The sequence below is a fragment of the Pseudomonadota bacterium genome, from assembly GCA_036141575.1.
Classification (GTDB): Bacteria; Pseudomonadota; Alphaproteobacteria; order UBA2136; family JAPKEQ01; genus JAPKEQ01.
The window spans coordinates 215,346-231,659 of sequence record JAYZXF010000001.1 but is presented as its reverse complement, the minus strand read 5'-3'; the positions used below and the strand labels follow the sequence as shown (position 1 = coordinate 231,659).

At 43.9% G+C, this 16,314-nt stretch carries 10 protein-coding genes; 3 read left to right on the top strand and 7 right to left on the bottom strand.

Translation table 11 applies throughout. The features are described from left to right. Positions 1-1,525, top strand: a 1,525-nt coding sequence (locus VX730_01075; GenBank protein ID MEC9290973.1) for a thioredoxin family protein, incomplete at its 5' end; no start/stop codon positions are given. Positions 1,526-1,573: 48 nt separating this feature from the next. Further along, entirely contained in the window at positions 1,574-2,977 is a 1,404-nt protein-coding gene (locus VX730_01070; GenBank protein ID MEC9290972.1) for a sodium:alanine symporter family protein, read from the top strand. A 6-nt stretch (positions 2,978-2,983) separates the two neighbouring features. On the opposite strand, the gene VX730_01065 is transcribed toward VX730_01070, so the two are convergent. The 7 genes from VX730_01065 to VX730_01035 all read right to left on the bottom strand — a co-directional run bounded on the left by VX730_01065 (position 2,984) and on the right by VX730_01035 (position 13,216). Beyond that, positions 2,984-3,451, bottom strand: coding sequence for a DUF192 domain-containing protein (locus VX730_01065; protein ID MEC9290971.1), 468 nt, complete (start codon positions 3,449-3,451; stop codon positions 2,984-2,986). Positions 3,452-3,460: 9 nt separating this feature from the next. Then, positions 3,461-6,595 (bottom strand): AsmA-like C-terminal domain-containing protein, encoded by a 3,135-nt coding sequence (locus VX730_01060; protein MEC9290970.1) that lies wholly within the window; start codon positions 6,593-6,595, stop codon positions 3,461-3,463. After that, a protein-coding gene (gene prfB / locus VX730_01055) for a peptide chain release factor 2 (protein ID MEC9290969.1) occupies positions 6,592-7,708 on the bottom strand; the annotation gives its coding sequence in 2 pieces (ribosomal slippage) (positions 6,592-7,638 and positions 7,640-7,708; 1,116 coding nt in all). Before prfB ends, VX730_01060 begins: the two co-directional genes overlap by 4 nt. A 16-nt stretch (positions 7,709-7,724) precedes the next feature. Next, positions 7,725-10,136 (bottom strand): PBP1A family penicillin-binding protein, encoded by a 2,412-nt coding sequence (locus VX730_01050; protein ID MEC9290968.1) that lies wholly within the window; start codon positions 10,134-10,136, stop codon positions 7,725-7,727. Between the two features lie 20 nt (positions 10,137-10,156). Continuing rightward, a complete protein-coding gene (locus tag VX730_01045; GenBank protein ID MEC9290967.1) occupies positions 10,157-11,284 on the bottom strand; it encodes an N-acetylmuramoyl-L-alanine amidase in 1,128 nt (375 codons plus the stop codon). A 235-nt stretch (positions 11,285-11,519) separates the two neighbouring features. Further along, positions 11,520-12,290 (bottom strand): ABC transporter permease, encoded by a 771-nt coding sequence (locus VX730_01040; protein ID MEC9290966.1) that lies wholly within the window; start codon positions 12,288-12,290, stop codon positions 11,520-11,522. Positions 12,291-12,292: 2 nt separating this feature from the next. Continuing rightward, positions 12,293-13,216 (bottom strand): ABC transporter permease, encoded by a 924-nt coding sequence (locus tag VX730_01035; GenBank protein ID MEC9290965.1) that lies wholly within the window; start codon positions 13,214-13,216, stop codon positions 12,293-12,295. 448 nt (positions 13,217-13,664) lie between these two features. Between VX730_01035 and VX730_01030 the strand changes: the two genes are divergently transcribed. Beyond that, entirely contained in the window at positions 13,665-16,301 is a 2,637-nt protein-coding gene (locus VX730_01030) for an Rne/Rng family ribonuclease (protein MEC9290964.1), read from the top strand. Positions 16,302-16,314 lie beyond the last annotated feature (13 nt).

Genomic DNA, 16,314 nt, shown 5'->3' with positions numbered 1-16,314 from the left:
ACTACAAGAAGGCGTTATTGAAGATAGTGCCCTTCAATCCTTTGTAACTCTTGAAGATGGTCGTATGGCCCTGCAAGTTGCTAAAGATAAAAACCTTAAACCAGAAACAAAAACAATTGATGGCCTGCTTCTTACATTTGATAAGGGCATCGTTGTACAAAGCGAACGCATTACACGCGCCCTCCCAACCCCTCAGCAGGAAGAAATTGTGATTGGCATTCAAAATGGCGTTGGCTCATCATCTTTTTTTAACACTGCCACTCAGGATCTAACCTTTAAGCTTGCGCTTATTTTTGCATTCCTTGGTGGTTTAATTCTAAATCTTATGCCATGCGTACTCCCTGTTCTTGCACTTAAAGTGTTCTCACTTATTAAGCATGCAGGCTCGGGTAAAGCATTCCTTCATGGATTTACATTTAGCCTTGGTGCCGTTGCAACAATGGTTGCACTTGGCGGGGTTATGGTCTTCCTAACGCAAGCAGGTGAAGCGATTGGTTGGGGCTTCCAACTACAAAACCCATACTTTGTACTCTCGCTTTCTCTGTTAATTTTCCTACTGAGCATGAGCCTCTTCGGCCTATTTTCTGTTGGTGATAAACTCACACAAATCGGAGAAGCACCACAAACAAAACATAAACTTAGACATACTTTTTCAAGTGGTATCCTCATGGTTATTGTGGCAACACCTTGCACAGCGCCATTTATGGGTACCGCAATGGGTTACGCCTTCACACTGACACCAGAAAAAACACTGGCCATCTTTGCAATGCTAGGTCTGGGTCTGTCATTCCCTTACCTCTTCCTCACATTGTTCCCGCCACTTATTAAGGCCCTACCAAAGCCTGGCGCTTGGATGATCACATTCAAACAATTCCTCGCTTTCCCAATGCTTGCAACAGCACTATGGCTACTGTGGGTCTTCACAAGCCTTGTTGGTACTGAAGCGTCATTTATGACACTGCTTATCCTACTTACATCATTCTTCTGTGCATGGTGCTACGGCAAACTCATGACACTTGGAGCCGGCCTTATGCGTAAGCTCTTTGCCTTCCTCTTCATGCTTGCTTCTATTGGTGCCTTCATGGGGTATGGTATGAATGATATTGAAGGGTCTCCTCTTTACCAAAAGCTATGGCCTACAGAAAAAACTGTAGAGGTTGAAGTCCCTCACACAACAAATGGCAAAGAAGTGACATGGCGCACTTGGACAGAAAAAGATTTCTACGCAAGCCTAAGCGCTGGTGAAGCTGTCTTTGTGAACATGACAGCAGACTGGTGCATAACATGTAAAGTGAACGAGCGTACGACGCTTAAAAGCAAACGCGTTATGGACCTATTTGCCAAGCATGACATTACCCTCTACAAAGGTGACTGGACACGCTTTAACGCAGATATCACAAAAATCCTAGAGACTTACGGCCGTAAGGGTGTTCCACTTTACCTTTATTTCCCTAAGGGTCAAAAAGATGCAATTGTTTTGCCTCAACTTTTGACACCTGCTATCATCAGCGAAATTTTTGAATAGGATAAAAGCTGCCTCAAATAAGCAGGCCCGACTTAAGGAGAGTTAAATATGTCCCAAACGCAAGCTTTGGATTTTTTCAATTACGTTAATGATGTACTTTGGGGCTGGCCGATGCTGATCATCCTAGTGGTGACAGCTCTTATCCTTACAATCGGCTTACGCGGCCTACAAATCACGCAGTTCAAATATGCGTGGGAGCTGATCTTCTGTAAAAAAGAGCGCCCTGACAGCAGTGGCGATATCACGCACCTTCAAGCCCTTATGACAGCACTTAGCGCAACGGTAGGTACAGGTAACATTGCTGGTGTAGCAACAGCCATTGCTATGGGTGGTCCAGGCGCAATTTTCTGGATGTGGATGACGGGGCTCCTCGGTATGGCAACAAAATTCAGTGAAGCCATTCTTGGTATTCACTACCGTATTCAAAATGAAAATGGCACAATGAGTGGTGGTCCGATGTACTACATCCGATACGGACTTGGTAGCCCTCTTCTTGCGAGTATCTTTGCAGCCTTCATGGCCATTGCAGCCCTAAACCTTGGTAACATGATCCAAAGTAACAGTGTGGCTGACATCATGGAATCTACATTTAATGTACCATTTGGCGTGACAGGTACAATCCTAGCTGTCACAACAGGCCTCGTTATCCTTGGCGGTATTACACGTATTGCAGCCGTAGCAAGTGCTATTGTTCCTGTTATGATTGCTGTTTATGTCCTTGCAGCTCTGTACGTAGTTGCAATGAATGCTTCAGCTATCCCCGGCGCCTTCGGCCTTATCTTTGAGGGTGCATTTAGTGGTACAGCTGCTGTAGGTGGCTTTATGGGCGCTGCAGTTAAAACAGCCATGCAACTCGGCCTTGCACGTGGTGTGTTCTCTAATGAATCTGGCCTTGGTAGTGCGCCTATTGCCGCTGCTGCTGCCAAAACAACGCACCCAACAGAGCAAGCTCTTGTCTCTATGCTGCAAACATTTATTGATACACTGGTTGTTTGTACCCTTACCGCACTGGTAATTCTCACAACTGGTATTTGGACAGGCGGAGAAAACGGAGCCTCTCTTACAGGGCAAGCATTCTCAAGTGTCTTCCCTTCTATTGCCGGCTTTAACATTGGTTCTGTTATTGTATCTCTTAGCCTTATGTTCTTTGCTTACTCAACACTACTTGGCTGGTGTTACTACGGTGAAAAAGCGACAGAGTACCTGATGGGTGTAAAATCTATTATTTGGTACCGCCTACTCTTTATCGCCTGCATCTTTGCTGGTGCAGTTCTGAAGCTAGAGCTTGTATGGGCAATGGCGACAACATTCACAGGCATGATGATTCTGCCAAACTTGTACGCTCTGGTACGCCTAAGAGGTAAGGTGTATGACCTTACAAAAGACTACCTGAGATACAAACACGTGGAAGATAAACCTTACGAAAATCCATTCCACTTTGAGAAAAATTAATTAGGTTTATTCACCATACGAGATTGTATGGCCAACCTGAATCCCGAGAGCTTCCACGCGTCCTGCTGGGAGCTCTAATACTTTATCAACAGATACAACACCACCAAGCTCTTCCAAAGAGTGTGGCACTGTACCAAGCGCCATATCTAAAATCGTATCATGTTTAATGAACAACATATCGAGAGAAATCTCTGTGTTCTTCATCCACATTTTATAAAAGTGAGGGCGTTCCCAAATAAAGAGCATGCCGCGGTCATTGGCCATAGATGTTCGATACATGAGGCCTTGGGCACGCTCTTCATATGTATCGGCAACCTCAACCTGAAAAGCTCCAATAACTTCATTATCAAAGCCATGAATCTCTAAAGGTGTCAGATCGCCAGAGTGAACCGTATCCACCTTATCTTCACTTGCAGGGGCACATGCTGTTAAACTTACAGCTAGAAGTGCACTCACGATAAAGTTCTTATGCATTCCCATCACCTATTTTTTATTTTTCTTAGTATTTCTCTTTTCGAGATACTTTTTCAAGTCATTTTGAACAGATTCAACAGATTCTCCATCGTCGCCCATAAGGCCTGAGAAGAAATCTTTAACTAAACCAGGTGTCAGAAGTGAGAGCGGGTTCACACTTACACTCGGGTCTTTCATGCTTCCGATAATTGAAAAGTTTGCAACGCTCACCCCTTCTTGTGAGCCTGTTAGAATTGTACCAATAAGTGGAATATTACTCACAGCCTTATTTAAGCCCTCAGCAGGAATCATCTGCCCGCGTGCAGCAAGCACATTTTCTTTCACATGAACACTTGCAAGAGCACGAAGCCCAATTGATGGGCCACTCATCTTAATGCGGTTTATATTTAAAAAGTGGTCTTTATAAACAAACTCACCATACGCCTCACCAAACTTAATGCCAGACTGAGAACTCAAAAGCTCTTCCAGTGAGAAGAAAGAAATCAGCTTAACAAGTAAAGGGGCTTTTACAATGCGGACATCGTTCAGGTTTACGTGCCCCTGACCTTCTGTAAAACTTTCATTAAAGTGAGCATTAAGAGACAAGCGTCCCCCACGCATTTTGTCATATATCCCAAGCGACCTCAAAAACATCCCTGCATGCTCAGTATCTACTTTAATATGCTTTGCCTGCTTCACTTGAGGGTTTTCAGTGTCTTTTAGGCTCATTTGAACAGGTGTCCCGTTAATTTGCGCAGAGACATCAGCACGATCCCAGTTTTCACCTTTTTTCTTCACGGTACCACGCACAAAATTCCAAAGCTGACCTTCTGCCAGAAAGGCATCATCTACATGTATATCTGCTGTAAAGTCCACAATATCCTCCAAAGGAGATTTTTCTTTGTTCTCAGACTTCTTAAGAAGATTTCTTACATCCAAGCTTCGGCCTTTAACCACAAGGTTCTGCCCATCAAAAGAGAAATTCTTTAAGTGATTCCGCTCACCCACATGAAATACAGATGCATTAAAGTGAGGAATACCTTCTTTATCTCTTAGGTCTTTACTGACAGTTCCCTGCACATCAACACCGTCACCCGTTACTTGAAGTGAGCTTAGCTTTACGCTCTTACCTTGCTCAAAGACACCTTTAGCTTTTGCAAAGAGAGGAACGCCTGCTTCCTTCTTCCAGTTAAAGAGCTTTAGGTCCACAACATTATTATTGAGAGTGCTTTCAACCCAAATGTTCTGCGGCTCTTTATTCTTCTGCATCATTTTAAGTGTAAATGGCACAACGCCCTCAATGCCGGCAATAGTTTCAGGGACATCCTTTAATAAAACTTCTGGCGTTTCTTCGCCTTTTAGCTCAAGAACTTGATGTTCATCCTCACCTTTTTTCTCGAGTGACCACACCAGAGAAACAGGCATATCTTCTAGAACTGCTGCCTCAGACTTAAAGTATGAATAGCCGTTGCGCCCATTAAACTCAGCCTTTTCTGTTTTAAGAGATCTTTTACCTTCAGGGATAACTAACTTTAAATCGGTCAGCGTGCTTGAAACATCATAACGAATATCATCCTGCTTTTCTTTACGCGTCGACATCTTTAATTTCACATGAGACGTATGATTCCCTTCAAGTGGAGGAATTTTACTATCAGGCACCATCTCTTTAATATGGCGCACAACCTCAGCTGCAGGGCCAGTCGCTTCTGTATCAATATAAACAAATGTCTCGCCCGTTGAGAACAGCTCATCCAACCTTACTTTAATATTGCTCGCAGATTGATTACTTAAAGAGCCGTACTTAGAGCTCACACGAATTTCGTTTTGGCCGAGGAAGAATTTACCCGCAAGGCCTGTCGCAGGAGGAAGTGTTTTAATACCTGAAACATTGAGACCCGAATAGTTAAACTGAATCTCAAATCCACAATCTACGCCACAAAACGGCATCGGTGCGGCTGGCTTAAACGTGAGAAGGAAATCTTTAACCTTCGCATCCATATTCAGGTGTTCATTCACCCACTTAATACCATTGGGAGAAACATTATCTGGCACATATTCAAGCACAGTTCCAAGATCAGCATCTGAAACACGCAGCGCAATATCCAACTGAGGGTCCTCTGAAAGAACCTTGCTCACATCACCTGTTGCAGTAAATGTCACACCTTCTGGGTCAACAGCGGTAAGCTTATTCAATGTTAAACGCCCAAAGCGATTTACTGAAAACTCACCATCAAGGTCAATTGAATTAAACATAAGAGACTGCGAAAAAACTTTAGGAATTGTCACCACAGTTTCAGGCGCCTGCAATTTAACCTTAAGGCCGTCAAATAAAGTAATATCATTCCAATCCGTTTCAACCTGACCAGACAGGCGACTCTTCACCATATCAGTCAGGTGGTTTGGAATATAACCTTTCACAATATCGCCAGAGAGTTCAGAAAACTCAGCTTTCACATTCAGGTTCTTCTCACCCCAGTTATGACTCAGATTAAGTGAGAGAGGAAGCTCTTCTGTAATACCAGAACGCTTCACAAGTCCTGCAAGCCTTGCAGAAATATTATCAAAGTCACTATCAAGGAAGATTGAAAGATCCGTAAACGCCCAAGATACGCCCTTCACAGAATCTTTAAACTGAATTTGCGCATCCTCAATTTCAAACTTTTGCCAGCCGGAAAGCGAGACATCCTTATGCATACTCTCAAGCATGGCAACAAGCGGTAGGTTCACCTGCACATCCCCTTGCCCTTTCTGGAGCGGGAAAGAATGCTTATCGCCAATTTTAACTTCTGTTTCTGTAAGCTCTGTTGCGACCTTCAACCCCTTTGCATGCACCTCACGTGGCACAAACTTTAAACGCAAAAGGTTTGAGTTAGAAAAACGCAGCGTTGCTGATTCAAGGTTCACGAGCCCTTCACGGCTCTTTTTGTCCACAAGCTTTACATTGTTCCCTGAAATCACCAAACGGCCATCATAGCTCATGGTCAGGTCTTGCATCTCAACAGCGTACTTGTAAAACTCTAAACGTTTTTCAACATACGGCAAAAGATGTGTGAGTGTAATTGGTGCCATCTGTAAACGAATGGCCACAATAGCAGACACAGCAATAAAAAGCCCAAGTGCACATAGACAGAGCATAAGAGTGTACTTAGAGAGCTTTTTAATCACGAATCAGCATTTCCTTTTGAAGCACTTTGTGACAGCATCTCTTGGATAAATGGATCAAGATCCCCATCCAACACGCCGTCTGTGTTACTTGTTTCATGAGATGTACGCAAGTCTTTGACCATTTTGTATGGATGCAGCACGTATGAGCGAATTTGGTTCCCCCATGCGTTATCTGTTTTAGAGGCTTCCATAGCATTTTTCTCAGCTTCTTTTCTTTGCATTTCAGCTTCAAATAGACGTGCCTTTAACATCTTCATTGCAGCATCTTTGTTTTGGTGTTGGGAACGCTGGTTTTGACATTGCACCACAATACCTGTTGGCAAGTGCGTAATACGAATAGCACTATCAGTCGTGTTTACGTGCTGGCCACCAGCACCACTGGCACGGAAAGTATCAATACGAAGATCTTTTTCTTCAACCGTAATTTCAATAGAGTCATCCACTTCAGGGTAAGCAAATACACTTGCAAATGACGTATGACGGCGCTGATTTGAATCAAACGGTGAAATACGAACTAGGCGGTGTACGCCTGACTCATTCTTGGAGTAACCATAAGCAAACATGCCAGAGACTTTAACGGTTGCTGACTTAATCCCAGCTTCATCGCCACGAGATTCATCTACGATCTCAACATTATAGCCACGACGTTCAGCCCAGCGCAGGTACATACGCAGCAGCATACTCGCCCAATCTTGAGACTCTGTGCCCCCTGCTCCTGCATGGATTTCAATAAAGGCATTGTTCCCGTCAGCTTCACCAGAAAGCAGACGTTCAATCTTCATTTCAGAGACTTTTTTCTCGAGCTTTTCAAGCTCTTTTGTTGCTTCCGAGGTTGTATCATCATCCTGCTCTGCTTCAGCGAGCTCAAATAGAACTTCTACATCACTCATACGCTCATCGAGCGAGTTCATACTGCCAAGGACAGATTCAAGGTACGATTTTTTCTGGAGAACAGTTTTGGCCTTATCCTGATCATTCCAAAGGTCTGGATCAGCCGCTTTTTCTTCTAGGTCTGCAAGGTCACTTTTTAACTGACCGAGGTCAAAGATACCCCCTCAGTAGCTCAACCTCTTTCTGGAGGGCTACTAAATTTTCTTTATAATCAAATGACATTTCTTCTTTTCCCCTCTTAGTAAATGCCTAGGTCTTCAAAATCTTCAACAGGTTCAGCTGTACCACCAAACGTATTTGGAATAGTCTTAAGTTCAGGCTCTGTGCCCGGTACAAAGGCTTCCATAATGGTGCGCTCACTTAGAGCTGTAGGACGCTCACCTGTATCGGCATCAATACGCACAAATGAGATGCCCTTTGGTACAACCATTTCACGACGCTCCACATGTGTCAGGGCTTGCCCCATAAAGTCGACCCAAATTGGTAGAGCCGCACGTGAACCACTTTCACCATGGCCGAGTGTTACAGGGTTATCAAAGCCAATCCAAACCCCAACAGCAAGCTCTGGCGAGAAGCCCATAAACCATGCATCAATGTAGTCGTTTGTTGTGCCTGTTTTCCCACCAACAAAGCCTGGAAGCTTTTTGGCACGGCGCGCAGTACCGCGTTCAACCACACCACGCAACATGTTTGCTGTCTGGTATGCTGCTGTTGCTGGCATGACCTGTACTTTTTCGTGGAAAGGCTCTGGGATATCAGTAACATCCGAGCAGTTACGGCAAAGCGAATCATGGCTTTGTAGTGTTTGGCCATGGCCAGACATCACACGCTCAACCATGTAAGGCTTCACAATAAAGCCACCATTTACAAAGCTTGCATAAGCTGATGTAAGGCTTGCAAGAGAAACGTTACCGGAACCAAGAGCCGTGGACAGGTCTGGCTGAAAATCACCATCAAGTCCAAAGCTTTCCGCAAAACGAATAATGCGACGAATACCAAGATCTTGAGCAAGACGAATCGTCATCAGGTTACGAGACTTTTCAAGTCCGACACGCAGTGGCGTATCACCGTAAAAACGCTTGTTGTAGTTCTGTGGTTTCCAAGCCTTACCAAACTCACCTTCACGTACAACAACGGGTGCATCTAGTACTGTTGTCGCAGGCGTGTAACCATTCATAAGGGCATAGCCATATACAAACGGCTTAAATGATGAACCAACCTGACGCTTACCTTGCAGCGCACGGTTAAAGCCTTTGGTATCACCAAAACCACCAACCAAAGCACGAATAGCGCCTGTTAATGGATCAATCGCAACAAGAGCCACTTGCACCTTTGGCATAAAACTGAGGGCATACGTGCCTTCAGGTCCAGAAGGCTTCACAGCAATCAAATCACCTACAGTCATAAACTCAGCAAAGCTCTTAGGCTCAGCACCAAGCTTTGGTTTTTCAAGAAGTTCACCATTCTCATCCATTGTGGTTACTTCTTTAGCCCACTCAACATCTTTAAAAGGCATAAACCCAATATCACCATCGCCAAGATAAAGCTCAACAACACTGTCAGAAACAGATGTTACAACAGCAAATGTACCGAAGGCTTGGTACTCTTTGTACTTCTCTTCGTACTTCATAATCAGCGCATCTGCCGCCTCTTCTTCAAACTCTTCCATCTGTTGGTAAGGTCCTTGGTAGCCGTGGCGCTTATGGTAATCTACAGCACCACGCATTGCAGCGTCTTCAGCTGCTTTTTGCAGAACAGGGTCAAGCGTTGTGAAAACGCTGTAGCCTTTTTCATAAAGGGCATCTGTTCCAAAATCATCTTCGACTTGGCGGCGTACAGCTTCACGGTAAAATCCACCAACTGGGAAGCTTGATCCTGCACGTGGCGCAAGGTTCAAATCTGATGCTTTAACGGTTTCGTATTCTTCTTGAGTAATCACATTTTCATCCAGCATACGCATCAACACTACATTACGACGAGAGATCGCACGCTCATAACGGCGGTACGGATTATAGCTAGAAGGTGCCTTTGGCAGACCTGCCAGCATGGCACGCTCACCAATATCAAGTTCATCAAGGCGCTTACCAAAGTAACCTTTAGCTGCTGCAGCAACGCCGTAAGTTCCGTTACCAAGGTAAATTTGGTTCAGGTACAGCTCTAAAATTTGGTTCTTTGTAAAATGACTCTCAATACGGCGCGCAAGGATAAGTTCTTTAATTTTACGTGTGTATGTACGTTCACTACTCAGAAGGAAGGTTTTTGCGACCTGTTGAGTAATGGTACTCGCCCCTTGTAGCTTGTTTGTCATAATGTTCACAAGCATGGCACGCACAATACCTTTAATATCAAACCCGCCGTGCGTATAGAAACTTGTATCCTCAGCCGCAAGGTATGCCGCAATCACATCTTTTGGAATTTCAGAGATTGGCGTATAAATACGCTTCTCTTTTGCAAACTCATCAATCAAAGTACCGTCTTCAGCGTACACTTTGGTAATTTGTAGAGGGCGGTAATCTTCTAGTCCTGTGAAGTCTGGCAGATCTTTAGAAAAGTGGATGTAAACACCCAGCACAAGTAGTACAGATGAAACCGTTCCAAACAGGAACAGGTAAAACATTTTCTTCCAAAAATTTCTAAAAATAAAACCCATCACTCTTACTCTTTTATCTGCTATTTGCGCATGTGGTTATTAATGTAATCTTCTATACCTTTTGCCACTGCTTTCGCAATTTTTTTCTGGCCTGCAGTCGATTTTAGAACACGCGCATCTGTTGGGTTAGATAAGTAACTTGTCTCTACAAGAGTACTTGGCACCACATGAGATTTAAGAACCTTAAACCCAGCAAACAGAACCTCCTTACGACGAAGCCTCACAACACCATTGAGCTTATCTAGCACAGAGCGTGCCAGTAGAGATGACTTATTCTTTGTTTGGCGACGGGTAAGATCAGCTAAAATATTACGAACAGCAGGCACTTCATTAGAGAAATCTACACCGGCCATAATATCACCTTTGTTGGCATCTCTTGCAAGGCGCGCTGCTTCTCTATCTGATGACTTTTCACTCAACACGTAAATAGAGCCACCCTTGGCGCGCGGATCATTGTGAGAGTCCGCATGAATACTCACAAATACGTCGGCTTGTTTGCGCTGCGCAAAGTTTACACGATCTGCCAGAGGTACAAAGATATCCTTCTCACGTGTTAGGTATACTTTCACATTCTTATTACGAGACAGCTCTTTCCTAATGTACTTGGCAATTTTAAGAACAATATGCTTTTCATAAGCACCATTCGCAACCGCACCAGGGTCAACACCTCCATGTCCAGGGTCAATTACCACAATAACAGGCGCTTCTTTTGGTTTAGGCGCTACCTTAGGCTGAATTGTTCTCACAGACTCAAGAGTTGGTGTTTTACGTTTAATCTTTGTGATTTTGCCCTTACGCGGCTTTAGATCAATCACCATACGGAAACCAAATTCTCCATTCGCAGGAATCGCAAATACAGTTGGCTCAACAGGACTGTTTAAATCCAAGACCATACGCACCACGCCCGGCTTAAATAAACCTTGGCGCATGCCCTTTAAAACAGATTTTTCAGGGATTTTAACTTTAGATAGACTGGTCTTGAATGAAATATTTTCAAAATCCATCACAAAGCGGTCAGGACTTGGGAGTACAAAGAAGTTTGATTTAATAGGCTGGTTTGCCTCTAGAACAACTCGGGTTGTTGTTCCGTTTTGCCCAACACGAATTTTTTCAACATTTGCAGCGGCAACAGCCTGCACAGAAAACATGCAAAACAAAAACAAAATAAGAGACTTATGAAACATTTCTAAACAATCAGTTCAACTTTGTTATTTTTATTAAACAGGTACAAATTCCTTAATCAAAATAAATTTAAACCTGTGTTTTAAGATGAATTTTTGGCTGCTTTATTTGTGTAAAGTATAGCTTCATACTTAAACCAATTAAAGAGACAAAAAGTCGCTTAAATAAATTATTTTGAAGCGCAGTGTAGCATGTAACAGCCTATCTGCTAACCCTTAATTTCAGCCTTTCGCCAGTCCAAGAAAAGGCTAGCAATAAAATCGCAAGCCCTGCACCTGAGCACACCACAATATGAGGCGCAATCATAATGGCACTTGCCCCCTCTTTTAGAAGGCTTCCAAGGCTTGGTGTTGGAGGCGCAAGCCCCACCCCAAGAAAAGAGAGTCCAGCCTCAGCCATCATAGCCCCTACAGCTGTAAATAGCCCCTCAACAAAAAGTACTGTTGAAATATTTGGCAAGATATGACGCATCAAAATACCAAATGAAGATACGCCTAGCAGACTTGACGCTGTAACAAAGTCAGCCTTTTTAATAATCTGCGTTTGCACACGTGCAAGCCTAGCAAAACCAACCCACCCTGTTAAGGAAAGCGCCAGAATAATATTAAAGATACTCGGTTCACTCAGAGCCACAAACATTACAGCCACTAAAATACCCGGCAAGCTTAAAACAATATCAGCAAAGCGCATCAGCAAAGTATCAACCTTACCGCCGCACCAGCCTGCAATAAGGCCAACGGCAATTCCAATAAGGCCAGTAAAGGCAACAACACCTACAGCAACAATAAGGGATGTGCCCATTCCATACACGATACGAGAAAGCAGGTCACGGCCAAGGCTATCATACCCAAGAAAAGCTGACCCTTGTGGCCCACTATAGGCAAGCTCAATCTCCATTGTATATGGGTCATACGGATAAAACAGAGCTATCACACAAAGACAAGCTAAAGGAATCGCGTAACGTAATTTCATTGTTACTCTCCCTTCAAAATTCTTGGATCTAAACATGCAGCCACAATATCGCTCAGCACATTCATAAGCATGTAAACAACACCAATAAACAGCACACACCCTTGAAGCACTGGATAATCACGGCTATGAATTGCCTCAATAAGCAAGCTCCCCACACCAGGCCACTGGAAAATTGCTTCAGTAAGAATTGCCCCTGTAAGCAGCGCACCCATTTGTAGAAACACCATTGTAAACACAGGAATACGCACATTAGGCCAAACATGCTCAGACAAAATAGCATCTTCCGTCAGCCCTTTTGCACGGGCAAGTTTCACATATTGCGTTTCTCCTGCTCCTAAAATTGAATCACGCACAAGCTTTGTCAGCACAGCACTCATTGGAAGACCTAGCGTTACACTTGGCAAAATCAAAGAGGAAAACCCATCTTGTCCGCCCAATGGAAACAATGGCCACCATACAGAAAACAGAAGAATTAAAATGGGTCCAAACCAAAAGCTTGGCATGCAGAATGCTGCTGTTATGTAGAATTTTGCAAACTTATCTAGCGCGCCTGACTTGTGTGCAGCTGCAAGGAACCCAAAAGAAAGCCCAACAGGTAAAGCAAATGAAAGCGCGCCAAAACCAAGAAGAATAGTACTCGGCAACCTCTCCCAAATCATCGACCAAACTGGCGCATCTGTTTTAAAAGATGTGCCCAAATCACCCGCCAAAACACCTGTTAAGGAATTGTAAAGCTGGACATGTACAGGCTTTGTTAGCCCCATAGCTTCACGCATCTTTTCTTTATCGGCAGGAAGAGCAAAATCACCAAGAAGTGCATCCACAGGATCACCCGGTGTAAAGTAAATCAACATAAAGGTTAGAACAAACAAACCAAGCAGTGCCGGCAACAATGAAAAAAGCTTTTTCATAACAAAGCCTAACATGGCTCCCTCCCCCGTAGTTTCCTTGTCTTTATCCCGTATCGAATTCAGACGTAGCCTAGCACATTTTTATTGCTTTTGTTTTTTAAAAGGAGTAAAAATATAAGAAGGCTTTTAAAAGCAAGCCCCATACAAGATTTTTTGGTAACCGCACCGTAAATAATGTGAACGAGTTACCGATTAAATATAAGACACAAATACATAACCCATTTGTGCACTAGATTTTATAAGCGAGATACAAGAATTTTCGTCCAGCATAATTTAGGCCTATCTGAGCAAAACAGCAGACGCCACCCAGTACTGGACACCAATAAGCAAAACAATAAGAACAAAAATACAGATACAATTTGACACTGTAATTTGTCTTAGAAGTGAAAAGCTTAAGGACCGTCATAAACGTAGACCTCCCTTCTCTAAAATCTCTGCACAAGGCACGTAAAGGCACAGGCAAATGGCAAAGAAAATGCTAATTGATGCGGCTCACTCGGAAGAGATCCGCGTTGTTGTTGCAGATGAAAATCAACGCATCCAAGAATTTGAAGTAGAAACCAGCGGTAAAGAAATGACAAAAGGCAATGTTTATATTGCTGAGATCAACCGTGTAGAACCTTCCCTTCAAGCCGCGTTTGTAAGCTATGGCGCAAACCGTAATGGCTTCCTTGCATTTGGTGAAATTCATCCAGAATACTTTGATCTTCCAAAGGCTGAAAAAAAAGCTCTCATGGAAGAACTTGATGAGATTGCTGATAAGCGTCGTCAACGCATGGAAGAGCGTGAGCAAGAGCACGAACGCCGTCGCGAAGAGCGTGAAGCACGCAAGAAGGCTAAAAAAGCTGCTGCAAGCAAAGCAAATACAAGCATTGATGACGACTCTACAGATGACGATGACGTGACAGATGCACAACCGAACAGTGCTCCTGATACACTCAACCTTTCTGCTGAAGAGCTTGAAGAAGACGCACGCGCCCTTGCCCTTGCTAACGCAATGGCTGATGACATTGGTGACGAAGGCAAGCCTACTGCTAAGCCAAAGCGTTCTCCTCGTAAAGCGCAAACACGTCGTCCACGTCGTCACTCTGATAAGAAGGCTCCTTCAACATCAGAAGACAATGACACAAAGAAAGATGCATCTTCTAACGAAGAAAAGCCTAAGCGTCAAACACGTGCACGCAAAAAGCCTGTAACAGAGGCAACTGAAGGCACATCTGAAGAGCAGAAGAAAAAGCCAACACGCGCTCGTAAAACAACAACTAAAGCCAAAGAGATTGTTGAAGACGAAAGCGACAAGACAAAAGAGCGTACAGTTCCAATTCACCGTCGCTACGCGATTGAAGACGTTCTTAAAGAAGGCCAAAAGATTCTTGTACAAGTCCGTAAAGAAGAGCGCGGTACAAAAGGCGCTGCCCTCACAACATACATCAGTATGCCGGGTCGTTTTACAGTTCTTATGCCAAACACACCATACGCTGGTGGTATCTCTCGTAAGATTAATGATGCTGAAGAGCGCTCTAGCCTGAAGAAGATTTACGACGGTCTAAAAATCCCTAAAGGTATGGGATTGATTATGCGTACTGCAGGTGGCGGACACGATGAAGACCTCATCAAACGTGATTTTAAAAACCTGACGTCTCGCTGGAAGAACATCCAAAAAGACTTTAAGGATAAAGAGAAGCAGCTCCCTGCTCTTGTACATGAAGATGGTAGCCTGATTGTTCGTGCTGTACGTGACATGTTTACAGACGACATTGAAGCCATCCATGTGAGTGGTAGTCGTGCATATGAAACAACCAAAGACTACATGAAGTTCCTAATGCCTGAGAGCGCAAAGGTTGTGAAAGAGTACAAAGGTACAACACCTATCTTTACTGAGCATGGTGTTGAGCAGGCGCTCAACAGACTTCACCATTCAAAAGTTGAGCTTCCAAGTGGTGGCTACCTGATTATCAACCCAACTGAAGCCCTTATTTCAATTGATGTAAACTCTGGTCGTAACACAACAGAAAAGAACATTGAAGAAACAGCCTACAAAACAAATCTAGAAGCAGCAGATGAAGTGGCGCGTCAACTTCGTATGCGCGACCTTGCAGGTCTGGTTGTTGTGGACTTCATTGATATGGAAGATCGCCGCAATGAGCGCAATGTTGAGCGTGCTATGAAGAAAGCTGTCCGCAAAGACCGTGCCCGTATCCAAGTGGGCGGTATTAGCGACTTTGGCCTGCTTGAAATGTCTCGTCAGCGCCTGCGCCCTTCTATGGAAGAATCAACATACGAAAGCTGCCCGCACTGTAACGGTACCGGCGTGGTACCAACGCATGCAACAGGTGCTCTTATGCTTCTACGCAACCTTGAAGATAAGAATGTACGTGGTAAGGCTGACCGTATTGTGATGACCATGCATACAGATCTTGCGATTTACATCCTAAACCACAAGCGTGAGCAAATTAAAGAGATGGAATCTCGTCTAAAAATTCAGATTCAACTGAAGACTGATGACAAGTACGATATTCCTGACCACCGCCTAGAGCTGATTGTTCTAAGTGCAGACGGTAAAGAGTCATCTCAGACAAAAGAAGTTAAACTTCGTGAGCAGGCTGAAAAAGGCCCAGAAGCGCGTTACCGCGGTAAGCCGAACAAGCGCAAATCAAACAAAGATAAGCGTAACAGCAAAAACGCAAGCGATAAAAAGCCTGACGATAAGAAAGACGTAAAAGGTAAACCTCAAAAGAACTCTGATAAAGATTCTAAATCTTCTCGCCGCACACCTGCTAATAAAAAAGCAGATAGCAAAAAGCCAGAAGAGAAAAAGGATCAGACGAAAGATAAAGCGGAAGCTAAATCTGATGACAAGCCGAAGAGAACACGTAAAGCCCCTGCTAAAAAAGCTGAAAGCAAAGAGCAGGATAAAAAGGCTGAAGTAAAGAGCACAGAGGCAAAAGAAGCAAAAGCTGAAAAAGCGCCTAAGGCTGAAAAACCAAAACCACCAGCAAAAGGCATTGTTGTTGAAACAATTGATGCTGAAGGCAATGCAGCCGTTTCTCAAAACAAAGAGAAAAAGTCTGTTGTAAAAAGTTGGTGGAGCCGCTCGTAATTCGAGCGCAGGG